At 41.5% G+C, this 25,450-nt stretch carries 14 protein-coding genes; 7 read left to right on the forward strand and 7 right to left on the reverse strand.

All coding sequences use genetic code 11. The annotated features are described in order from the left end of the window. Window positions 1-25: 25 nt before the first annotated feature. The 5 genes from AAEZ02_RS04690 to smc form a co-directional block, all read right to left on the reverse strand. Window positions 26-1,225, reverse strand: a complete 1,200-nt coding sequence (locus AAEZ02_RS04690; protein ID WP_124011786.1) for an HD-GYP domain-containing protein — start codon at window positions 1,223-1,225, stop codon at window positions 26-28. A 166-nt stretch (window positions 1,226-1,391) separates the two neighbouring features. After that, window positions 1,392-1,901, reverse strand: coding sequence for a DUF2919 domain-containing protein (locus tag AAEZ02_RS04695; protein ID WP_101032136.1), 510 nt, complete (start codon window positions 1,899-1,901; stop codon window positions 1,392-1,394). A 54-nt stretch (window positions 1,902-1,955) separates the two neighbouring features. Further along, window positions 1,956-3,968, reverse strand: coding sequence for an NAD-dependent DNA ligase LigA (gene ligA, locus AAEZ02_RS04700; RefSeq protein WP_124011787.1), 2,013 nt, complete (start codon window positions 3,966-3,968; stop codon window positions 1,956-1,958). A gap of 101 nt (window positions 3,969-4,069) precedes the next feature. Then, complete coding sequence (gene zipA, locus AAEZ02_RS04705) at window positions 4,070-5,119, reverse strand: cell division protein ZipA (protein WP_101032138.1); 1,050 nt, start codon at window positions 5,117-5,119, stop codon at window positions 4,070-4,072. Between the two features lie 21 nt (window positions 5,120-5,140). After that, window positions 5,141-8,575 carry a chromosome segregation protein SMC gene (gene smc, locus AAEZ02_RS04710; RefSeq protein ID WP_351122111.1) on the reverse strand — a complete coding sequence of 1,145 codons (3,435 nt, stop codon included), beginning with the start codon at window positions 8,573-8,575 and terminating at the stop codon, window positions 5,141-5,143. 160 nt (window positions 8,576-8,735) lie between these two features. Here smc and cysZ point away from each other — a divergent pair, with 160 nt between their 5' ends. Further along, window positions 8,736-9,509: a sulfate transporter CysZ gene (gene cysZ / locus AAEZ02_RS04715; RefSeq protein WP_124011789.1), complete on the forward strand. Its 774-nt coding sequence runs from the start codon at window positions 8,736-8,738 to the stop codon at window positions 9,507-9,509. Between the two features lie 1,128 nt (window positions 9,510-10,637). Here cysZ and AAEZ02_RS04720 read toward each other — a convergent pair. After that, on the reverse strand, window positions 10,638-11,759 hold the full coding sequence (locus AAEZ02_RS04720; protein WP_101032141.1) for a beta-ketoacyl-ACP synthase III: 1,122 nt from the start codon (window positions 11,757-11,759) through the stop codon (window positions 10,638-10,640). A gap of 398 nt (window positions 11,760-12,157) precedes the next feature. On the opposite strand from AAEZ02_RS04720, the gene cysK reads away from it, so the two are divergent. The 6 genes from cysK to pflA all read left to right on the forward strand — a co-directional run bounded on the left by cysK (window position 12,158) and on the right by pflA (window position 24,736). After that, window positions 12,158-13,123 carry a cysteine synthase A gene (cysK, locus tag AAEZ02_RS04725; protein WP_101032142.1) on the forward strand — a complete coding sequence of 322 codons (966 nt, stop codon included), beginning with the start codon at window positions 12,158-12,160 and terminating at the stop codon, window positions 13,121-13,123. Window positions 13,124-13,856: 733 nt separating this feature from the next. Beyond that, window positions 13,857-16,727 carry a TonB-dependent receptor domain-containing protein gene (locus tag AAEZ02_RS04730; RefSeq protein WP_124011790.1) on the forward strand — a complete coding sequence of 957 codons (2,871 nt, stop codon included), beginning with the start codon at window positions 13,857-13,859 and terminating at the stop codon, window positions 16,725-16,727. A gap of 623 nt (window positions 16,728-17,350) precedes the next feature. Continuing rightward, a complete protein-coding gene (locus AAEZ02_RS04735; RefSeq protein WP_124011791.1) occupies window positions 17,351-18,241 on the forward strand; it encodes a LysR substrate-binding domain-containing protein in 891 nt (296 codons plus the stop codon). 1,462 nt (window positions 18,242-19,703) lie between these two features. Further along, on the forward strand, window positions 19,704-21,236 hold the full coding sequence (locus AAEZ02_RS04740; RefSeq protein WP_101032145.1) for a DUF3360 family protein: 1,533 nt from the start codon (window positions 19,704-19,706) through the stop codon (window positions 21,234-21,236). A 402-nt stretch (window positions 21,237-21,638) separates the two neighbouring features. Then, window positions 21,639-23,921, forward strand: a complete 2,283-nt coding sequence (gene pflB / locus AAEZ02_RS04745; protein WP_124011792.1) for a formate C-acetyltransferase — start codon at window positions 21,639-21,641, stop codon at window positions 23,919-23,921. A 77-nt stretch (window positions 23,922-23,998) separates the two neighbouring features. Next, the gene (pflA, locus tag AAEZ02_RS04750; protein ID WP_351122116.1) at window positions 23,999-24,736 is read left to right on the forward strand and encodes a pyruvate formate lyase 1-activating protein; all 738 of its coding nucleotides are present in this window, start codon (window positions 23,999-24,001) and stop codon (window positions 24,734-24,736) included. Between the two features lie 51 nt (window positions 24,737-24,787). On the opposite strand, the gene yfbV is transcribed toward pflA, so the two are convergent. Next, window positions 24,788-25,225 carry a terminus macrodomain insulation protein YfbV gene (gene yfbV, locus AAEZ02_RS04755; RefSeq protein ID WP_206191814.1) on the reverse strand — a complete coding sequence of 146 codons (438 nt, stop codon included), beginning with the start codon at window positions 25,223-25,225 and terminating at the stop codon, window positions 24,788-24,790. Window positions 25,226-25,450 lie beyond the last annotated feature (225 nt).

The raw sequence follows: 25,450 nt of genomic DNA on the forward strand, positions 1-25,450 counted from the left end.
ATCCTCAATATTACTTCGTTAAGTCTTAATGATTGAAGTTATTGAAGTAAAAGCTGATTGGACTATTAACTTGCAATGTTTTCATTGCCCCATCAGATAAGTCATCTAACTTTACAACTTCTTTCACTTGGACATCTTCATTAATTAAAAATCGAAAGCTAGGCTCTGCACCGCTGACATTACAAGACCACACATGTGGCTGCTTGACATCGGCGGTAGTCATCATCACCTTCGCGATGCTGTCGTCAGTTAAGCGCACTATAGTGCCAGGTGGATAGATACCTAAAATTTTGACTAACACCGAAATCAAATTATCACTGTGTTTACTACTGTGAGTTTTAAATAAAATACCCAGTGCAATTTGCGGAGTCTGGTATTGGTGTAATAAGGTTTCATAGTCATTGGCTAATGACACTATTTGGGTGGTGAGTAAAATGTTGGCTTCAGTCAAATGATGAGGATAACCACTGCCATCAATAAACTCGTGATGATGCAACACAATGTCTAACATAGCGTCAGGAAATAACCCCGTCCGCTTAAGCATCTCATGGCCAAAATTAGGGTGCATTTTTAAAAAATTACTTTCATGATCGCTTAACTCACCACGCTTACGCCTGATAACATCAGGCACTTTGAGTTTACCGATATCGTGAAACAAGCTGCCTAATGCAACGTCACGGACATCTTTTTTAGGCAGTGATAATGTGTGGCCAATCATCATAGAAATAACCGCGACTGAAATACCATGTTGAGTCACACTCACATCCGTCTCACCACTGCTCACTAAGGTTAAGTGAGGGGTTTCGCTTTCATACAAATGTTCAACTAAATCTTCGACTAACGTAGCAGTTTCACGATAAGCGCCTTCGGGATCACTCACTATTTTACCAAATCCCGTTCTGATATCATTAACTGATTTCAAAAATCGCTGTTGACTGACTCGGATACTTTTTTTAGCCAATGGTCGATAATCAATGTCTTGATTAACGACTTTTTCGGGCTGTTCAATTTCAACAGGAACATCAATTTTAGGCAGTAAGTCATGCCCATCAACCAGGTACACAAATGACACATCGAGACCTTTGATCATCTCGATTTGAATTTGTTGTTCAATCTTAACTTTACTGCGAAAAAAAGGATGGCTTGTCCATGACAAAGGCAGCTTAACGGTTAACCCGATAACCATTTGCGATACAGGTATTTGTGTTAATTCGACTTTAGCCAAAGTATTGATCCTTTTCACATTCGCCACGTTATAGCTAAGATGATAATGTCATTCTTACACTAACATTTTCAGTAATAGAGTTATGTGTATCAAGGCCTTACATCTTTACCTTTTGGATCACAGTTAATATAGAGCATTTATACCAAGCCGTACATTGTTTAGTATGTTACTTGATCTCGTCATCAGATGAGGTTTCAACTTTTACTGCGGTATCATCTGCTGTCCAGTCGGCAAAGTAGTAATATAACCTCTTTGATTTAAACACATAAATGACTGACCAAAATAGAAAAAGTGCATCAATCGAATAGCTAATTTTAAACAAATAGTCATCGTGCACCATCCGCTGAAATAAAAATAGTCCATCAACAATGAGTAATCCCCATAACAACCAACCACTATATCGAAATAAAGGCATTAATATCGGCCAACTGCGTTTACGCTCGGCAATAATAAGTCCATAAATCAACACCGCACCGACACCGGTAATTAAGGCCAATATAAAATCGCTTTTTTCAGGATAAAACAACCGAACTAAACCTGATCGATCATTAAACTGGGTCAAGGATGCAATAAAAATACACCAGCCACGGGCTAAGAAAACCAAGATCAAATATAAAAACAAGGGTGGTTTTATGTGGCCGCGATCATCAAGCCAAGTAATATTACTAAAATTCACAATAAACTCTTATCGGCGGCCACAAGTATAAATTAAGCATCAATATCATCAGCATTAGTTGGATGCATTCAGTAAATCCAGCAAACCTTGTTCATCTATCACAGTAACACCCAACGCCTCTGCTTTTGCGAGCTTAGAGCCAGCAGCCTCACCCGCGACAACACAATCGGTATTTTTAGATACACTGCCGGCTACTTTTGCCCCTAATGCCTGTAAGCGTGCTTTGGCGTCATTGCGATTAAGTTGCGTCAATGTACCGGTTAACACCCAAGTTTGACCTTTTAGGCTCAATTGCGACTCATCAGCTTTTTCTATTACAGGCCAAGTAATTCCGGCGTTAAGCAGCTGCTCAATCACTTCAATGTTATGGGACTGAGCAAAAAATTGACGGATATGTTTTGCCACAATTTCACCCACATCTGCCACTTCAAGTAATTGCTCGACACTGGCATCGCAGATCAGCTCAAAATCGGCAAAGTGTTGTGCTAAGTTGGCAGCAGTAGCCTCGCCAACTTCACGAATGCCTAAACTATATAAAAAACGCGCCAACGTGGTCGTTTTAGCCTCTTTAATAGCAGCGACAATATTAGTCGCTGACTTCATTGCCATGCGATCTAACATAGTGACAGTCGAAGGCGTTAGCTTAAATAAGTCTGCAGGGGTTTTAACCAATTCTTTATCGATCAGTTGTTCGACAATTTTGTCACCCATGCCGTCAATATTTAATGCTTTACGGGAGGCAAAATGTTTAATGGCCTCTTTACGCTGAGCTTCACAAAATAATCCTCCACTGCAACGCGCTGTGGCTTCGCCCTCTAAACGCTCAACAGTACTTTGGCAAACAGGGCAGTGATCGGGAAAGATTATATCTTGAGCCTCATCGAGACGTTTTTCTGGAACAATCGCGACAATTTGCGGGATCACATCACCGGCGCGACGAATAATCACGGTGTCGCCAATCTTAACGCCTAAACGGGCAATTTCATCAGCATTGTGCAAGGTGGCATTAGACACAGTTACGCCACCGACAAATACAGGTTTGAGACGGGCAACCGGAGTGACAGCGCCCGTTCTACCTACCTGAAAATCAACCGACTCTAACAGGGTCATTTCTTCTTGTGCTGGGAATTTGTATGCGATGGCCCATCGAGGTGCTTTGGCTACAAAGCCCAGAGTCAGCTGCTTAGCAATGTCATTGACCTTAATCACCACACCATCAATTTCATAGGCAAGCGCACTGCGCCTGGCCATAATATCAGCATAATACGCGTATACTTTATCGACTGAATCAGCCACTTTTACTTCACTGCTGACCGGGACGCCCCATTGTTTTAATTGAGACAACTGGCCAAAATGGCTTGTTTGCATCGGTTGTGATTCACCTTCCACCACGCCTAATGCATAAGCATAAAATCCTAGTGCGCGTGCAGCGGTAATTTTACTGTCTAATTGGCGTAAACTGCCTGCCGCGGCGTTACGCGGATTAACAAATACTTTGTCGCCTTTACCGATTTGACGCTGGTTTAACGCCTCAAATGCCGCTTTGGGCATAAACACTTCACCACGAACTTCAACTAAATCCGGAAATCCTTCACCACGTAATTTAAGTGGGATGGATCTAATTGTGCGCACATTTTCAGTAATATCTTCACCCACACTACCATCACCTCGTGTTGCTGCGCGTTCAAGAACGCCCAAACGATAGGTAATACTCACCGCGAGACCATCGAGTTTAGGTTCGCAAACATACTCAGTGCTATCGACTTTATCGATAATACGCTTGTTAAATGCCGCAAAATCAACTTGCTCAAACGCATTGTCGAGGCTTAACATCGGTTTAAGGTGGGTAATTTGGGAAAATTTTTGTAAGGCCATCCCACCGACTCGTTGGGTCGGTGAATCTATGGCTTTACATTGCGGATAGTCACGCTCTAACTCAGTTAAGCGTTTAATTAATCTATCGTATTCAGCATCGGGTATCGACGGAGCATCATCAACGTAATAGCGAATATTATGTTGATTAATAGTGTGAGTCAGTTGATCCATTTCAGTTTGAATAGCGTGCATTGTGGTATCCGTCATACGAGTTGTAACCGTGATATTCTTGATAAAGAGTAAAGGCATAAAACAATTAAGGCCGCTGCTGCGGCCTTAATAAAAATATCTACCTACGCCGCATTCAGTCGTCGTAGATAATCTTTTTTGGTCTCATCTGACCAAGGTTGACGTTGTCCGTCTAATAATTGGGCACCGAGATCATCGGCAATTTGATAGGCCGAGTTCAGCATTATGGTAAAGTTCATTAACGGATCACCATAACAAGGTAATGTCATAAATAACACCACGCCTTGAGTGACAAACTGCTCCATTTGATCTGGGTCAAAGATGCCAGGTTTTAACATGTTAGCGAGTGAAAACAGCACCTTGCCCGTGCCGGCATTATCAATGTGGCGATGAAAAATATCCATCTCACCGAATTTAAAATTAAGCGATAACAAGCTTGGCAGTAATTCTGCTCCCTGAATTTGCTCACCTTCTTTAGCAACAATATGCAGCACTAATACATCGGTAGGCTCAGCAAGTTCATTAACAGGCGCATCCGCAGGCGGATTAATGTTAACGCTAGGGTCAACTTCAGTATCAACTTCAGCATCAACTTTAGGCACTGCAGCTTGCCCCGTTGGCTTAATCGGATCCGGTTTGGTTACAGTAGGCTTACCTGTGTAGCTTTCTAACTTGGCCGTACTGGTTGAAGGATTAAATATCTTTTTAGGGGTGTTCATTGACACGTTTGCAGTGGGTTCGGGTTGAACCTCATCGTCAACAAATAACGCTTGTTGAGTGGGGTGCGCCGCTTTAGGTTCAACATGGGCAGGCTTAGACTTTTTAGGATCAGGCTGACGCAACGAGTCACGTAGTGGAGTGTCCGATAACCTAGCCTCGCTCGGATTGGATTTTTGGCTTAACTGGGTCTTAAGTATCGGCTTAACAACGGGTTCTTCAATGTCATCTGATTTGCGCACGCGCACTTTACCAATACCATCTGCGTCAAAACCTTCAGAGTCTGTACGTTCAGCTTGGTCTTTATAAAATCCAGCCATCGGACTTTGCTTCATTGATTTAGGTTGTTGTTTACGAATCGACCAAAAACCGTGCACTAACACCGCAATAATTGCGATTGCGCCTAATACGAACAACACAAGTTGTAAATCTTTCATTAGATTCCCTGTCTTCCTAATTTATACCGCGTCAGCCATGGCGACGGCGGCTTCAATGTCCACTGCGACTATCCTTGAAACGCCAGGTTCATGCATAGTAACGCCAATAAGTTGATCAGCCATTTCCATTGTTATTTTATTATGACTGATATAAATAAATTGCACACTTTGTGACATTTCTTTCAGTAAGCGACAAAAACGTTCGACGTTGGCGTCATCCAAAGGTGCATCGACTTCATCGAGCATACAAAAAGGTGCTGGATTCAGTCTAAAAATAGCAAAGACTAATGATAATGCGGTTAACGCTTTTTCTCCACCACTTAGTAAATGTATGGTGCTATTCTTCTTACCTGGCGGCTGTGCCATGATAGTAACACCCGTTTCGAGCAGGTCATCACCGGTTAATGCCAAATAAGCCTTTCCCCCGCCAAATACCTTTGGAAATAGTAGCCCTAAGTCATGGTTTACCGTTTCGAATGTGGCCTTAAAACGGCTTCGGGTTTCTTTGTCTATCTTACGGATAGCGTCTTCTAAGATCGCTAACCCTTTATTTAAGTCGTCGTCTTGACTGTCTAAATAGGCTTTTCGTTCTCGTTGCGATTCAAATTCTTCAATGGCGGCAAGGTTGATGGCACCTAAACGTAAAATGTTTTGTTTTACTTTTTCAAGCTGTTGCGCCCAAACATCAACAGATGCATGTTCAGGGATTTCGACAATGACTTGTTGTAGCTGAATTTGCTGTTCTTGCAGCAATTGCAGCTGCGCATTCGCCTGCCCTTTTAAGCCCTCACGACGTAACTTTAACGTGCTTATCGCTTGAGTCAAGTCTTGTAACACTACAAGCTGTTGTTTTTGCATCAATACTAAACTGTCTAAGCTAGTTTGAAGCTCTGCTTGTTGGGAACGATTTTGTTGTAATTGTCGCTGCAGGGCTTGCTGTTGCTCAAGAGCTTGTGCCAGTTGTGTTGATAATTGGCTTAAATGATGTTGACCTCGTTGTTGCTGATTGTCGAGCAGCATTTGTTGTAGCTGAGATAATTGGCTTGCTAATTCTGTCTGTTTTTCATGTTGTTGCTTTAATTTCTGCTCGCTTAATGCATGTTGGGTGGCATGTTGTTGCACTTGTGTTTGCTGCTGCTTAACACGATTAGCAGCATCACCGCGAATGGCTTTGGTTTCACGTAACTGAGCTTGACTCGTTTGCCAAGCTTGCTGGGCAACGTCGTGTTGATTCATCGCCAGTAACAATGCATCTTCTTGGGTCGAGACGTGTTCTTCAAAGACCTCTACTTGCATTTTTTTATCGCATATTTGCTGTTCGAGCTTGGCGATTGATTGACTGCATTGTTGTTGTTTATCGCGTTTTTCAACCATTTGCTGAGTTAAACTGGTCACTAACGAGTGCAGTTTTGTTTGTTGGATCTGTAACTGATGACAGCTTTGTTGGCATTGACTCAGTGCCACCTGAGTTGACGTGGCGATATGGGTTAACGATGTTAACGCTTGTTGAGACGATGACAGCTGCTGTTCAAGCACGGCTGATTGCTGGCTTAAGCTTAATCGTTCTTGGCTTAGGACAATCGCCGATTGCCCAGACTGAGTAGGGTTAAGTACAAAACCATGGCCAATCAACAAGCCTTCTTGGGTGGCAATATATTGATCAGATTGCAATGTCGGCAATATCGTTTTTGCTTCACGGACACTCGACGCCCACACCACTTTTTGTAACCACGGCGCTAAATTTACCGGGGTCGTTAATGCGGGATAAACCACTTGATGTTGCTGTTCAAAACCTACTAATGGTTCTGTAACACTTAACAAGGATGTTTGGTCCAGCGCTAAAACAGGTAATTGACTTAATCCTTGTAAGACGTTGTCGACGGCTTTTTCCCAACCTGGCACCACCTCAATCACTTGCCATAATTGTTGGCCATCATCTTGGGTATGATCCGCAAGCAGCTCATCAATAAATTGCAATCGTGAATGATGATGAGTCACCGATTGCTTTAGTGTTTGATAAGTATCGCTAGCTTGAGTCACGCCCTGCTGCTGCTCGATTAATGAGAGTTCAAGCTGACTGTGTTGCAGCTGTTTATCATTGAGTTGTTGTTCAATACTGGCTAATTCTGTGGCACTGCTTTGCAACTGTTGTTGCCCATCTTGTTGGGTTAACGCCGCCAGTTCAAGCTGTGATTGTGATAAATGCTGCTGGTCTTGAAGTAAACTTTGCTGCTGGTGACTGAGGGTTGATTGGCTCAGGGCTAACTGCATTTTATTGGCGGCTAAGGTTTCGGCATACTGGGTTAACTGACGTTGCTGAGCATCAAACGTCTCTTCAATAGCAAAGACTTGCTCATCGATCTGCTCAAGCGCCTGACTCGCCTGTTCATAAGCGGGTTGATGAGTATTAACTTGCTCAACCAATCGCTGATGAACATGGTTCATATCGACAATCTTATCGTCAGCTTGTTGGATCTGCTGCTGTAATAGTTGAATTTGTTGCTGCAACTGGGTGTCTTGTTGCTGCTGATGTGCAAGCTGTTGCTCAAGTTTGCTCATGGTATTACCGGTTTGGTAATACTGTTCCACCAGTTTATGTTCGCCGTCACTGAGTTCTGCCAATTGCTGTTTCAGCTCGATAACACTGGTATCTGCTTGCTGCGCGGTCTTTGCTAACGCTTCAGCCTTGAGCTCACGTTCAGCGGTTTCGGCATCGAGTCTGTCGGTTTGCAGCGACAGTTGTTGGTATCGCATAACCAATAGTTGGCTATGTAACTGGCGTTCACTATTTTTTAATTCTCGATACTGCAGAGCCGCTGTTGCTTGTTGCGATAATTTGTCTAACTGGGTACCGAGCTCAACCCGGATATCATTTAAACGTTCGAGGTTTTCACGGGTATGACGAATACGGTTTTCGGTTTCACGACGGCGCTCTTTATAACGAGAAATGCCCGCAGCCTCTTCAATAAACACTCTTAACTCTTGAGGTTTAGATTCGATTAAGCGTGAAATGGTACCTTGCTCGATAATGGCATAGCTACGCGGCCCAAGGCCAGTGCCCATAAATAAGTCGGTAATGTCTTTTCGACGACATTTTTGGCCATTTAAAAAATAATTTGATTCACTATCACGATTAACTTGTCGTTTAACCGAAATTTCTTGATAACTGGCGTACTGGCCAGTGAGCCTTCCCTGAATGTTCTCGAACACCAGTTCGACACCCGCAACAGAAATAGGCTTACGTGCCGATGAGCCGTTAAAAATCACATCGGTCATAGAATCGCCACGTAGTTGCTTTGCCGAACTTTCACCCAGCACCCAGCGCACGGCATCAATCACATTGGATTTTCCGCAGCCATTAGGGCCGATAATTGCCGACAAGGCATTATCAAATGGGATTTTAGTTGGGTCTACAAACGACTTAAATCCAGCAAGTTTTATGTGTTTTAATTTCATGTTGCCAGTTCAGGTACGCTATAAATGGAAAAAGCAGTTCACTTTAGCAATTGAGATCCATTTTGTAACGATTTTTATCCTTTAGACACCGTTTATCACTTGTTTTATTGCGCTAGGCTGGTCAAAATCAATTATATAAGTCACAAAATAGGCAGTCTTAATGGTCAGCAATTCGAAAATCGGTAACAAGAGTGGTGTAAATTATTTTATCCAAGGGTTTCAACTAATTAAACAACCGGGATTACGCTCATTTGTTTTTATTCCACTGATGATCAATTTAGTCTTATTTGCCTCCGCGATGTATTTTGCGCTAGGACAATTAACAGAGCTATTTACATGGATGGATAATCAACTTCCAGAATATCTAAGCTGGTTGAATTTTCTGTTGTGGCCATTAGCGGTATTAACGATGTTAGTGGTGATGTCATTTCTATTTAGCTCAGTGATGAACTGGATTGCGGCACCTTTTAATGGCTTATTGGCCGAAAAGGTAGAACAACATCTCACAGGAAAAAGCTTAAATACCGGTAACTCCGTCGATATGATTAAAGATTTACCGCGTATTTTTGGCCGAGAATGGATAAAACTTAAATACTACTTGCCACGAGCATTATTGTTTTTAGTCTTATTTTGGTTACCTATTGTCGGTCAAACCGCAGCACCCATATTATGGTTTATATTTACAGCATGGATGATGGCGATTCAATATTGCGACTTTCCATTTGATAATCATAAAGTCAGTTTTGATGACATGAAATTTGCTCTGAGAAATACCAAGGGGTCTAGTTTTAGCTTCGGTGCTACTGTGACACTGTTTTCAATGATCCCCATTGTTAACTTTGTCGTCATGCCCGTCGCCATTTGTGGTGCAACCGCAATGTGGGTCGATAAATATCGAGAGGCTTATAAAAATAACGCTATCGCCCCAGACTAATCCATAGAGGGCGAATCTATAAAAAAATAGCCCAAAGCGTCATCACCTAGATTGCACAGCCTAAGCCCAATGCCTAGCATCGGGCTTTTTCATTATATCCCCCGCACTAATTTAACATTCCGAGACAATTTTACGATACTTTAATACCCGTTGGACCTAGGTGTTAATGTCTTTTCTACGCCACTTTTTGCGATAACTGTCTGCAATAATAAGGGCAATAATAAAAATGAAAAAGAGTTGCCAACAATAATAGTGATCAACGATTTAATTCCAGCTAACGACTTACTCCAGATAAACGACCTTACACTGGCTTTAGTATTGAGCCGTTTTCCTCTTTACCGCGTTGCCAGCTTCTAACCAGCCGTTTTATTTCACATACTCACCATCGATGAAGACATTGAATTTGATGGTGACGTTAATGGATCCGTATGGCAGCAAGCCTTAAATAACCTCAATGGTGGATAATAAAGGTTATCAAACAACGCTTTGTTCAATAATCGTTATTGTCTCGACGGACCGTATGCCAACTATTGATCCGTCAATTGGCCTTGTTAGCAAAACACGGGGCAAGTTTGATATTGCAGACTTGAAATAAACTCGTTGTTAACGATTTATCTCATCTTTTATCAGACTTGAAGCTAAATACAAAAAGGCCGTTGATGCTTAAGCATCAACGGCCTTTTTGTGTTTCTCTGATTAAAAATAGCTTATTGAGAAACAACTGTCATGTTTAGCTTTAGACAAATATTCATCCGCGCGCTGTTATTCATCCGCTCATCCGCGCGAAGCAATGTGCGTGCAAATGTTTCATTACTCATGATAGACACGCCACAGTTAAATGAAATAAACACATCTCCAGCACAATTCCCCATGGGATTGTTGCCACATTGCGGTCTACATTTATTGACCTATGTGCTTGCTTTAATGGTCTCTAAACCTTTAAAAACAATAACTATGCCTTATTGATTATTCCTAACACTACCAAAACACTCGACATATCAGGTGATATCCACATAGAATCCAAAATCCTCAACAAGCATATGCGTTAATATTTTGGTTATAGTGGTGCTATCGTCTTCAATCAACACTCACAATATATTCAGCTTTATTATCTAGAACTCGAGTCAATTAACACTTCTCAAGTACAATACTACCTATAGAGTAGCCTGCACCAAATGAGCACAACAAGCCCAGATCACCCGTTTTAAAATCTTGATTGAATTTATGAAAAGCAATAACCGATCCCGCAGAAGCGGTGTTGGCATACTCGTCCAATATGATAGGCGCTTGAGTGGGCTCAACATTATCACCAAGAAGCTTCTTCACCACAAATAAATTCATGTTTATATTGGCCTGATGAAGCCATAGACGCTTAAATTCTTCAGGTTTTATTTGCTCGTCGCTAAATTGGGCATCTAAATGTTGGTAAATCATCGGCAATAATTCTTTAAATACTTTGCGGCCTTGTTGATGAAACAATTTATCAGCTGTGGTCGCATTTTCAGGATCGCAGCGATTAACAAAACCAAAATTACTGCGGATATTGCTGGAATAATCCGTTGCACAACGGGTAGACAATACGCTAAAGGCATGAGTAGATGTCGATAATTCATCGCGTTCAACCACCACCGCGGTGGCAACATCACCGAAAATAAAATGACTGTCACGATCACGGAAATTGATTTGCGGTGATGTTAATTCAGGATTGATTACCAGTACCCGATTAGCGGTTCCGCCTCGAATTGCATCAACGGCATTCACAATCGCAAAAGTAGCAGATGAACAAGCCACTAACATATCGTAAGCAAACCCTTTGGTGCCCATGGCTTGCTGGATCTCAATCGCAATGGCCGGATAGGCTCGCTGAGTATAAGCACAGGCAACAATCACTAAGTCGATATCTTCAGCCGTTAAGTTTGCTTGTTGTAATGCTTGTTTCGCGGCTTCAATGCCCATTTCTGCTTGCATAGACAAGGATTCAGAAGGCTTATCAGCAATTAACGGCATCATGATGTTGGTATCGAGAATACCTTCTTTTACCATGACATAACGGCTTTTGATCCCAGAGGCCTTTTCGATAAACTGACTTGAAGAATACGCCAAGGCTAGCACTTTTCCAGCCTCAATATCTGCGGCATGCTGTTGATTAAACTGGTCAACATAACTGTTGTAACTGTTAACTAATTCGTCGTTAGATACACTGTAAGGTGGTGTATATAAACCACTTCCTGAAATCACAACTTTATTCATTTTACTCTACCATTTTTAGTGAATGAGTTAGCGAAAGCTCATCTGCGCCAGACACATCGACATCAATAAATCGATCTGTTTTATTGAAGGTTTGACAAGCACTTATCAATATCATGACTCGTCAATTGGGTGGCACGACATAGAAACATTTTGCTGATTAACGCCATTCTAGTATTTTATAATTTATTCTTGGCATACTAAATTAAATTTCTCTAATGGTCAGACCATTAAAGGAGGCTAATTCGACTCAAAAGGCTATTAAAGCGCCGCAAACAGGATATTTAGAATAAATAGGCTACCATTAATAACTAAAAAGAATAAGGCAGAACAAACTTTCACTTCTAAATCCTGCTGAGCAGATTATGATTAGATAATGCAAACATAGGAGCAAATAATCCATGAGCAAAATTTTCGAAGATAATTCATATACTGTGGGCAACACACCGCTGGTTCGTTTAAATCGCGTCAGCAATGGCAGGGTGTTAGCCAAAGTAGAAGCTCGTAATCCAAGCTTCAGCGTTAAATGCCGTATTGGCGCTAACATGATTTGGGATGCAGAAAAAAAAGGTCTATTAACCAAAGATATTGAGTTAGTTGAACCTACATCGGGTAACACAGGTATTGCACTTGCTTATGTTGCTGCTGCACGTGGTTACAAATTAACCTTAACCATGCCAAATACCATGAGCTTAGAACGTCGTAAACTGCTTAAAGCTTTAGGTGCAAACTTAATCTTGACTGATGGCGCCAAAGGTATGAAAGGTGCCATTAATAAGGCTGAAGAAATTCGCCAATCGGCACCTGAAAAATACTTGGTTCTTGGTCAATTTGATAATCCTGCTAACCCTGAAATCCACGAAAAAACCACAGGTCCAGAAATCTGGAATGATACCGATGGTGAAGTGGATGTATTTGTCGCCGGTGTCGGTACTGGTGGAACATTAACCGGTGTAAGCCGTTATTTAAAAGCACAAGGCAAGACTATTACGTCTGTGGCGGTTGAACCGGTTGACTCACCTGTAATTGCTCAAGCATTAGCTGGACAACCTATCCAACCTGGTCCTCATAAAATCCAAGGTATTGGTGCAGGCTTTATTCCAGGCAACTTAGACCTATCCATTATTGACCGCGTTGAAGCCGTCACTAATGATGAGTCAATTGAGATGGCTCGTCGGTTAATGAAAGAAGAAGGCATCTTAGTCGGTATCTCTTCTGGTGCCGCTGTTGTTGCCGCGAACCGTATCGCTGCATTACCCGAGTTTGCAGACAAAACTATTGTGGTTATATTGCCTTCTGCTGCAGAACGTTATTTATCGACTGTATTATTTGCTGGTGAATTTAACGACAGTGAAAACGTGCAGTAATGTCAGTTGTTTGAATAATCGTTGCTTAACGGATCAATCTAATAACAATGATTATTGATTCTTTACATTATTAGTATTTAGTCGATGCCAGCATATTGCTGGCATTTTTATTTCAGCAATTCACGTTATAAACCGAGTGTGTTGCGAAAAGTGGAATAAATCAAACGATTTATTCCGTTAAGTCAAGAGTCTCCGGGTTATATAAAAAATCACAAAAAACATATAAATATTCACACTGTAAAGAGAAATTCACGGCCAATAAAATTAAAACTTATTGTTTGTAACATAATGCTAATATTCTCCAATTACACATAAATAGATTTTAAATAGGTTAAAACGGTGATTTACTTCAAAAAAAATCATAGATTAAATTTTTTCATCTAAAAATTAAAAATAATTTACAAACAAATTATTAACAATTTCATTTTTACCTACTTAAATACAAATCAAAAAACCTACAATCCTAAAACAAAGTCGCACCAATAATGAGCACGCCATTAACAACTTGGAAGATTACCTTTTAATTTCACACACATGTTGCCGCTTGTTATTCTTATTGTTAATAATGTGACTATTAATTGTAACCACCAACTCGATACTCACTCGGCTAAACCAATATTGTTTTTTTATTTAGGTATGGTTATATCAATAGTGGTGTAACTTTGTTTCATTTTTATATTAAAAATGATCTGAATGATTACCTCATAATAAAAACATTTCTGGGAGTGATAAAATGCAAGTTAATTCACATTTAGCCAAAGCAATTCGCTTTGCGCTAATCAGTGGCGTTGCTGTTTCAGCAGCGACCACATTCAATACCTATGCTGAAGACGTTGCTAATACAGCGTCGCCTGTAGAAAGGATTTCAGTAACCGGTTCACGTATTATTCGCGAAGGCGCTGTTGCACCAACACCGGTAACCGTCATTACCGGCGACGAATTATTATCAACGGGTGTGACCAATATTGGCGAAGCCTTAAACCAGTTACCTGCGCTAGGTAATACTTATTCGCTCGCCAATTCTGGCCGCTTTATCGGTACTTCTGGGCTTAACTTGCTCGATTTAAGGAGCATGGGTACCGCCAGAACACTTGTGCTGGTGAACGGTAAGCGTCATGTATCAAGTTCTGCGGGTACTTCATCTGTCGACATCAATACCATCCCAAGTGTATGGATCGATAAAGTTGAAGTGATTACCGGTGGTGCATCAGCCATTTATGGTGCCGATGCGGTAACGGGTGTGGTTAACTTTATTTTAAAGAAAAATGTTAATGGCTTAGACGTATCCGCCACCAAAGGTTGGGCGGATGATAGTGGCCATAACAAAGATCGTTTTTCATTATCTTATGGTACTAATTTTGCCCAAAACGATGGTAATGTTGCCTTTGCCGTTGAATACAGTGCCCAAGAGCAATTGAGAGCGTTTGACCGTGATCAGACGTCGACTGCTTTTACGAGCCTAGCAAATTCAGATCGTATTACCGATAACAATGACCCTAGCGATCCAGACAAGATCTGGACACCTAATGCGGGACACTACACCATTAGTAATGCGGGTAACGTTAATTTAGATGGTTGGAAGAGCTTTAATCCAGATGGTTCTCTAACAAATGTTTATTCAGGTCAAAATGTTGATGGCATTCGTTGTGCTGATTGTGATTTCACTAATTTAAACCAATTTGTTGAATTACAGCCAGAATTTGAACGTTATAACATTAACTTTAAAACTAACTATCAGTTAAATGATAACCATAACGTCTATTTTGAAGCTAAATACGTTAACAGCCAATCCACCGATGAAGGTCAACCTGCATTCTTCTTCGGTAACCCGGTTAACGATGTCCAAATTGATAATGCTTTTATCAATCCGGAACTGGTTGCGTTAATGAAAGCAAACAAAGATAGCGATGGTAATGCTGCCCCATTAGACTCGATTAATGTTCGCCGCTTTATGACTGATTTAGGTGTGCGTATTGAAGATGACACCCGTGAAACTCAACGCTATGTATTCGGCCTTGAAGGCTTAGTCTTTGATGATTGGGATTACGATGTTTATGCCATTTATGGTCAAACCGATCTAGAACGAGTTAATAAAAACAACCTAGTCTATGACAACTACAGCAACGCCCTTGATTCCGTGCTCGAAAACGGTGTTGCGGTATGTCGAGATCAAACGGCTAGAGATGAAGGCTGTGTCCCAGTCAACATCTTTGGTTTTGGCGCGCCAAGTCAAGATGCTATCGATTATATTAATACCACGTCAACAGGTACATCGATTATTAAGCAAACCGTATTAGGTGGGACATTAACAAACTCATACTTATTTGAACTACCAGCGGGTTATGTTGGTTTATCTACTGGTGTTGAATACCGTAAAGAAGAAAGTGAAGTCTTTGAACCTGACAATGCCGAAGGTACTTTCTTTAATGCATTAGGCGAAGATAAAGGTGATTTTGATGTCAACGAAATCTTTGCTGAAGTCACGCTTCCTTTGCTCGCCGATTTACCTATGGTTCGCCAGTTAGACCTAGATCTTGCAGTGCGCTATGCTGATTACAGCACCATTGGTAATGCGACAACGTGGAAAACAGGTTTAAGCTGGGAAGTCGATGATCAACTCAGACTTCGTACCACATACTCAGAAGCCATTCGCGCCCCCAACATCAGTGAGCTTTATGGCTCAGCAAGCCAAAATTTCTTCAACGTGAATGATTCTTGCCGTGCTAAAAACTTAAATGACCTAGCCGATCCAACCCTACGCCAAGCCAATTGTACAGCATTGGGGATCCCAGCTGGTTTTGATGCTGACTACGACGATAAAACCCTTGAAGGGTTAAGTGGTGGTAACCGCGAGCTAAAGGCCGAAGAGTCAAAAAGTTATACTTTAGGGGTTGTTTATCAACCTGATTATATCGATGGGTTATCAATCACCACTGATTATTGGAATATCGAGATCGAAAACGCCATCAGCGCCGTTGGTGCTCAGGATATTATCGATCGATGCGTTGATTCGCCATCAGGTGTGGATAACGAATACTGTAGTTTGATTACTCGTGACGCAACCAGTCACGAAATTACTCAAATTAGACAATTCTCGTTAAATATTGCCTCGCTTGAAGCGGCTGGTATCGACTTTGATATTGGCTATATCTTTGAAGCCTTTAATGGTGATGTTCGCACGAACCTGATTGCGACTCGTCTCCTAAAACGTAAAGATTTCTCATTCCAAGATGAGCCTGATACATTTGAGGAACTTGCAGGCACGGCAGGCTATGCTGAATGGCAAGCAAACTGGAGTCTAGGTTACTCAATTAATAGCTGGGATGTTAACTGGAGAACGCGCTATGTTGAAGGTGTGAGCCTTTATACCGATAAAGAATTAGCATTAAACGCCAATCCTAACAGCAACATGGAATTTAGCGATTACTTTATCAGTGATGTCGCAGTTACCTATAACTTTGACTCGGGTATCAAGTTGAAATTTGGTATCGACAACCTGTTTAACCGTGACTTACCTTACGGCTATACTGGTACAGATACTACCAGCTCAGCTTACGATAACGTCGGCCGTTTCTTCCATACGACCGCGACCTATAAGTTCTAAGCGGTAGGTTGATTGGTTGGTTAAAAACGGCATCTTAAGATGCCGTTTTTTATCTACTCATTATCTCAATAGTATGCGCAAAAAAGAAACCGCAAAGTGGCCAACACACCTGGCATCAGTATTGGCATTGATAACGGCTGAAATAACGACTAACACAATCATCAGTCACACAATTGATATTAGCGATTCAAATTTATCCGCTCAATTTACGATGATAATTATTTATACCCAAGTTTGGATAATACACTGCCATCAAGCAATCCTTTGTCTTACTAAGCTCCTTGTATTGACTTGCCATAGTGCCACTATGAACACGGCTATTAACACGGCTATTAACACGGCTATTAACACGGCTATTAACACATTAATACGCCTTATTAACAAAACAAATGCTACTCTTTTACCTCTTTATCTCATCCCTTAATCCGAGCTGAGGTTACATAATTTAATTAATACCTAATATTGTTAATAATCCTAAGCACAATGAGTTTTTTTTCGACCAATAACACAGTATTCTTGTATCAAGCCCACAAATTATGAAGCAGTACCTATACCTGCAATCAAAAATAGCAGATCATACTCATATTGTTTTATATATTGTTTTTCCACAGATAAGGTATTTCATGCATTATACGCTTAAGCAAATAGCCGTTTTCGATGCCGTCGCAAGTTTAGAGAGTGTCAGCGCTGCGGCCAAAAAACTGTCAATGAGCCAATCAGCGGTTAGCATGTCGTTAAGCCAGCTCGAACACTTATTAGACCGGCCATTATTTATTCGCCAAGGTAATCGACTTATTTTGAGTCATTGGGGCCGATGGTTACGCCCTAAAGCTCAAAAACTACTGCAAGATGCCCATCGAATTGAATCTGGACTTCATGAACAGCACATCATCAGCGGTACAGTAAAATTATGCTCTAGCCAAACGGCCGCGGAGCATTTACTCCCCGCTCTTATTAGTAAAATTGATAATGATTTTCCCGAACTTAGAATCGAAATTGCAGTCGAAAATAGCGATAAAGTGGCTCAAGAGGTCCTCGACTATCAATTTGATTTAGGCGTGATTGAAGGCCGCAATGACGATAGTCGATTACATCAAGAACCTTGGATTGATGATCACCTTGTGGTTATCGCCTCACCGAATCATCCGTTCGCGCAAAACGAACGCACTAGTATTGCCCAATTAGAACAAGCCAAATGGGTGCTAAGAGAGCCAGGGGCTGGCACGCGACGTATTTTTGATGCAGCAATCCACGGCTTAATCGTTAAATTAAATGTCTGGAAAGAATATGAGCATGTCGGGCTATTAAAGGCTTTAGTCAAGAATGGGGTTTATTTAAGCTGCTTGCCCTATTTAGATGTAGAAAAAGACGTGGCCAAAGGAGAATTAGTCATGCTGACCACGCCAGAGTTAAACTTAAACCGCCATTTATCGTTTATTTGGCGTCAAGATACCGGTGAAAACCCACTACGAGATTGTCTCATTGCAGAAGCAAAGCGTGTCTCTCACAGTTAACGACCCATCGATACATCTACGTGTCGATCAATAGACTTCAGCAATCGAGTTACTAACCGCTAGATTGCTTTTTTCCTCAGTTGCCAAATCAAACTTCGACACCGCAAAGTTGTTCATTTTATTGGATGATTTATGCTGATATTGGGGTGTTAGCCTAACGATTCCTCAACCGCTATTAAATCATTTTCACCTGTTATTGCTAAGGACTGAGCCGCAGCGGATTGAGCTGCCGATAGAGCTCTGCATGACTCAAGCCGCACTTATTACCAGCAAATGAACGCGCTGTTAAATCAAGCTTATGTTTGTGTTTACAAACACAGTAAATGCCGCTACTTAATGTGTGACTTGGTACTGGGTAATATTTGTTACCATCCCCATTAGATTATTATTAACCATAGGGCCATAAAACGCCTGTATCCCTTTGACATTCAAATTATCAAACACCACGATATCACTGGCCTTAGCCATAGTTAGATACTTGGTTGGCGATCCCTAAGCGTTGTGGAAGATTTCCCCGTAAAGAGGATGGAGACGGTCTTTAGTTTTGTACTCGCGGTTTGAACCCTTCTTTTTGCGGCTCAACTGGACTTAAATTTGGTTACTTTTTTTGACGACGTCTTTAGCAACTTAGCATTGATAACCAATACAGAATTTTAGCCGACAACAATATTAACGATTAATGCCGTAGCAACAACCGGAGACAGTCGTTATTTTGCCGTCTTACATTCAGCTTCTTGCACCAATGAAACATGCCATTTATCGTGGCTCAATGGCACCGTTATCGTCTTAATGCCATTCTTTAGATTGCGGTGCTGGTTTATCAATACGTTGCCCTCTTAGGGAATACTGATTTACCTATTCTCAATACAATTACAATTACAATGAGAATTAGAATGGCAACATCTGCAGTTAACATAAATTGCGGTTGCAGCCATGGCGCCTTTTGCACTGAAATGTTCTATATTTATAATCATGATCAAGATGGTGACGCCTGCAAATACCTTTTTTTTAGGCGACCTCAGGATACCGCCATCAACAATTAAGTAGAATTGAACCAGACTGATACTATGTATCAATATTATTGATTTGGATTGATATTTTAAAGGCTGTCTTGCTGGAATAGCTGACTATTATGCCAATTTTCCGTTCTAACTTTGCCATCAACTTGTTAACCAGCTCTCACTTCCAGCAAACAAAACAGTAACTTTCTTGAAACCTGAGTGATGCAACCTCATCGCTATGCTAAAATCACTAAGGTAAATTGGTATGACCAAAGCAAGGCCGAAATAAGGACGTCACTGTAATGCCTCGCGACAAAGGTATTGCAGCTGAACAAAGTGATATGAGCCAATTTAGGCTCGCTGGCAAGCTGCTCTCATAGACATCGCCGTCACTTCAAAGGAACACACTCAAACTTCATCATTTGATGGACTAACCTGTTCTTTTCGGAGAATGAGAAATTATGTCAGAAACTGTCAGCAATTCAGAAAAAAAAGCTCAAGAAGCTAGCTATAGCGAGCTTCATCGCCCCGCGAGCGAATTTGAAAGTCGCGATGCCTATTTAGAAAACGAACTCAAAATAATGAAGCCAAGACGCTGGAGACTCAATCTTCCTGGGCGTGATTTTCGCTTTGAATGGGAAGACTTAGTTCCAGCCATTGCAGGAACAATTGGGATTACTGTGATGTATTCCGCAGTAATGGCTGCTTGGGCTGCAGGCCTAAGTGATAAATGGGACCACGTGAGTCTTGGGGCTGAATTTGCTATCCAAATAGTCCGTGTAGAAATGCTAATACCAGCACTACTATTTTGTATCATTAGCTCTGGTTTTATTAATCCAAGAGCCAATCTCGGTGGCAACCATGGGCCGATGATCCCGTTAATTGGTACCATCGCACTCGCCGGTGCTCATCCCTTAGCATTGGCAATCCTCATTGGCATATTTGGCTTATTATTAAGTTATTTCAAAGGTGGCTCTAAACTGGTTAACCTCACCAGTAGCGGCGTGGCTGGCGGCTTATTAGTGTTCCTAGGGTTTATGGGTGCAAAAAGTCAGATAGGCTCGTTATTTACTTGGGCAGGAGGACTTCAAGCCAAGCATGGCCTTGACTACTCACTCGGTTATGTCGCATTTGCCATATTATTAGTTAACGTGATTATCTATGCCGCACTAGCTAAATACGGTAAACGTTGGTTAGCCATTCCTTTGTGTTCTATTGCGGCTGTCGCATTGTCATTTGGTCTCGGCGCGGGTTTAGATCTGCAATTTACCACAGCTCCTGGCATTCCCAATCTCAATCCTGTTTATTGGTGGGGCTCAACTGATCAAGGTTGGCAGTTAGGTTTACCTAATATGGCGCATTTTATTGCATCATTACCGTTCGCCATTCTTGCTGTTGCCATGTGGTCGCCTGATTTCCTTGGTCATCGTATTTTCCAAGAATTAAATTATCCAAAAGGGGCTGAAAAGGTACTGATGGATGTCGATGACACCATGGCTACTTGTTCAGTAAGACAGATCGTTGGCACCGCAGTCGGAGGCGGTAACATTACCTCTTCTTGGGGAACTTACATGATCCCTGCCGCCATTGCCAAACGCCCTATTCCTGCTGGAGCAATCTTACTCGGTATCATGTGTATTGTTGTTGCTATCTTGGGTTACCCAATGGATATAACCGTATGGCGCCCTGTAATGGCGATTGCACTGCTAGTGGGTGTATTCCTACCGTTACTTGAAGCAGGCTTGCAGATGGTTAAAGACACCACGAGTAGCCAAGCTGCAGGTATCTGTATTTTTGCTTCATTTGTGGCCAATCCAGTATTAGCGTGGGCATTGACTATGCTGCTTGATAATAATGGCTTAATTGGTGATAAAGAGCGGCCTAAAACCTTATCATTTGCCGACCGTATCGTCATCCCGAGTCTTGCATTTGTTATTTGTTTAGCGGCCATGTTAGCAGTAGGCATGATCGAAGGGATACCTGGGTTCTTATAATCCCGTCATGCTCAGCAATACCAAAATATAAAGGCGAGATTGACAAGGGTTTCGCCTTTCTATTTGCTGACAATTCTATGTTCAACTCTTAATTCTAGATAGATTTGTTAGACAGCTAACACTTTTAGAATTTAAATATCAATTTTACCGATATGGTCAATCAGCTGTGCTATTATTAACCCATGGATAAATGGTCTTACCAATTATACATTAGCTGAAACAATATCGATTAGCGTCATTACAAAAGTCAGGCAGAACATTTCTGACACCAATGTCGCAGAACATGTTAACGGCTCAATCTAGCGAATGCGCCTAGACGACAGAATGTAAACACTTACGGATAACATCACCTTGTACTATTTGAGATGATGCCCGTAGAAAATCAACCAGAGGGTTAAATAAATGACAGATAAAACCGAACTATTTGCCAACGCGTGGGAAGGTTTCGTAGCTGGCGATTGGAAAACAGAAGTTAACGTACGTGACTTTATTCAACAAAATTACACACCATATGAGGGTGACGAATCATTCTTAGCTGGTGCAACTGCTGCAACATTAACTTTGTGGGACAAAGTAATGGAAGGCATCAAAATTGAGAACCAAACTCATGCTCCTGTCGATTTCGATACAGAGGTGGTCTCGACTATCACGTCTCATGATGCTGGTTATATCAATAAAGATCTAGAAACCATCGTTGGTTTACAAACAGAAAAGCCGCTAAAACGTTCGATGTTGCCTAATGGCGGTATTCGCATGGTTGAAGGTTCATGTAAAGCTTATGGCCGTGAACTCAACAAAGATGTTAATTACGTTTATTCTGAATTACGTAAAACCCATAACCAAGGTGTGTTTGATGTTTATACCAAAGAAATTATGGCTTGTCGTAAATCAGGCGTATTAACCGGTTTACCTGATGCTTATGGTCGTGGTCGTATTATCGGAGATTACCGCCGCATTGCTTTGTACGGTATTGATTACCTAATGCAAGATAAGTTTGCCCAATTCAGTTCACTGCAAGCGCAGTTTGAAGCCGGCGAAGATTTATCAAGTGTGATCCAATTACGTGAAGAAATTGCTGAGCAACATCGTGCTTTAGGCCAAATGAAAGTTATGGCGGCCAAATACGGTTGTGATATTTCTGTACCGGCTCAAAATGCCAAAGAAGCGATCCAATGGACTTACTTTGGTTACCTTGCTGCAGTAAAAAGTCAAAATGGCGCAGCAATGTCACTCGGTCGTACCTCAACTTTCATTGATGCCTACATTGAGCGTGACATTAAAAATGGTGTCCTTAATGAGCAGCAAGCCCAGGAAATGGTTGACCATTTCGTAATGAAATTGCGTATGGTTCGTTTCTTACGTACACCTGAATACGATGAATTATTCTCTGGTGATCCAATTTGGGCCACAGAATCTATCGCAGGTATGGGTCTTGATGGTCGCACACTGGTCACCAAATCTAGTTTCCGCTTCTTACATACCTTGTACAACATGGGCGCAAGCCCTGAGCCAAACATTACCGTGTTATGGTCAACGCAATTACCACAAGGTTTTAAAAGTTACTGCGCCAAAGTGTCTATTGATACCAGTTCAATTCAATATGAAAACGATGATTTAATGCGCCCAGACTTTGAGTCAGACGATTACGCCATCGCCTGTTGTGTTAGCCCAATGATTTTGGGTAAGCATATGCAGTTCTTCGGTGCTCGCGCTAACTTAGCCAAAACCATGTTATATGCTATTAACGGTGGTGTTGACGAAAAACTTAAAACTCAAATCGCGCCAAAATCTGACAAAATCACTGCCGAAGTACTTGATTTTGATGATGTAATGTCACGCTTTGACATCTCAATGGACTGGCTTGCAACACAATATGTGTCTGCACTTAACGCGATTCACTATATGCATGACAAATACTCTTATGAGTCAGCGTTGATGGCATTACATGACCGTGATGTGCGCCGCACAATGGCCTGTGGTATTGCTGGTTTATCGATTGCCGCCGATTCATTGTCAGCGATTAAGTACGCTCAAGTTAAGCCTATCCGCGACGAAGATGGTATTGCTGTTGATTTTGATATTCAAGGTGATTATCCAAAATTTGGTAATAATGATCCTCGTGTTGATGATATAGCTTGCGATTTAGTTGAACGTTTTATGGCGAAAATTCGCACTAAAACAATGTATCGTAATGCGATCCCAACACAATCAATCTTAACCATCACCTCAAACGTGGTTTATGGTAAGAAAACCGGTAACACTCCTGACGGTCGTCGTGCTGGTGCGCCATTTGCTCCAGGCGCAAACCCAATGCATGGCCGTGATGAAAATGGTGCGATTGCTTCATTAACATCGGTTGCTAAACTGCCATTTGCCCACGCACAAGATGGTGTTTCTTATACTTTCTCTATCGTGCCAAATGCATTAGGTAAAGATGATACGGGTCGTCGTACTAACTTAGCGTCACTGATGGATGGCTACTTCTTAAGCAAGCCAAATCGTGAAGGTGGTCAACACTTAAACGTTAACGTGATGAACCGTGAAATGTTAGAAGATGCTATTGTTAATCCGGATAAATATCCACAATTAACCATACGTGTATCGGGTTATGCTGTTCGCTTTAATGCGCTCACCCCAGAGCAGCAGCAAGATGTTATCACTCGTACATTTACAAAAAGTATGTAGTCTCTGCTAAAATTGGCTGTATCGATGGGTGATTTCTTATCGATACAGCCTTTTTTATAGACATTTAAGGAACAACAATGACGTTAGGTCGCATACATTCAGTTGAATCATTCGGAACCGTTGACGGTCCTGGGATCCGCTATATCGCTTTTATGCAGGGGTGCCTTATGCGCTGCCAATATTGCCATAATCGTGATACGTGGGATTTGGACGGCGGCAAAGAAACTTCTGTTGCTGAAATAATGGACCAAGTCATTGCTTATAAACCATTTTTAGAAGCCAGTGGTGGTGGTATTACTGCTAGTGGTGGTGAGGCTATTTTACAAGCTCAATTTGTGAGTGAATTATTTAAAGCCTGTAAAGCTGAAGGGGTACACACCTGTTTAGACACCAACGGTTTTGTGCGTAAATATGAACCTGTGATTGATGAGTTGCTCGACAATACAGACTTAGTATTACTTGATATCAAACAAATGGACGATACCAAGCACATCGAGCTGACAAAAGTCAGTAACCATCGAACACTACAATTTGCCCAATACCTTGCTAAACGAAATATCAAAACCTGGATCCGTTACGTGGTCGTCGCCAGATTTACTGAAGACGTTGAGTCAGCCATTGCATTAGCTGAGTTCATTAAACCAATGAATAACGTTGAAAAAGTTGAGTTATTGCCGTATCACCCTTTAGGGCAGCATAAATGGCAAGCCTTTGGCGAAACATACACCATGGCAGATGTTTCACCGCCGAGTACCGAAACAATGCAGAAAATTCAGCAGGTATTTTTAGATCGAGACATTAACGCGACATTTTAGTCACAATAAAAAAATAGACTTAAATTAGCAGAGACTTATAAAAAAGAGCGATTACAGTTCATCCCAATAACTTTGATCTAAGCGTTCAAAAGCCAATTTCAAAATGGCAGCCATATCTGAATAACAGGCTGTCGAGCCTAATGGTTGGCAATAGATACCCATCTCAGACAATGTTGAACTGAGTTGATTGCTCCAATCGAATAACGATAAAGGCAATGGATGGCGTGCTCGCCACCCTAACCATAATAAGCCTTGTAATGGCAGGCTGATAAAAAACAGTAACATCGTTAATGCTTGCGGTAAATAATCCCAGCCCAATACATAGAGTTGGCTGGCCGCAACCACCAATGCCAATATCGGCATTGCGATAATAGCTAATTGAGTCGCTTTGACGACACGGTACTCTGGGAAATAAAACCCAAGTTGCCTAACCATTGGCCAGGTCTTCATATAACGTTGACCGTCACCAAGTAATTTAACCAAATTCATGTTCAATATACGGCTACCTTTACAGCTTAGGACATGAGTATAACGATAACATAATACAGTGTCATGCCCAAAATGCACTGGCCGATTTGCCACTATAATGATTTAACTTACAGTCGCAAATCACAACAAGAACAGCGAAGTATGGCGTTTATGAATGATCATAAACCTTAATCAAAATGGAATTTTCCTTTTTCATTTAGTTTCATTGACTTAAAAGGCGTTAAC

This window comes from Shewanella sp. T24-MNA-CIBAN-0130, assembly GCF_040310185.1.
Taxonomy (GTDB): domain Bacteria; phylum Pseudomonadota; class Gammaproteobacteria; order Enterobacterales; family Shewanellaceae; genus Shewanella; species Shewanella psychromarinicola.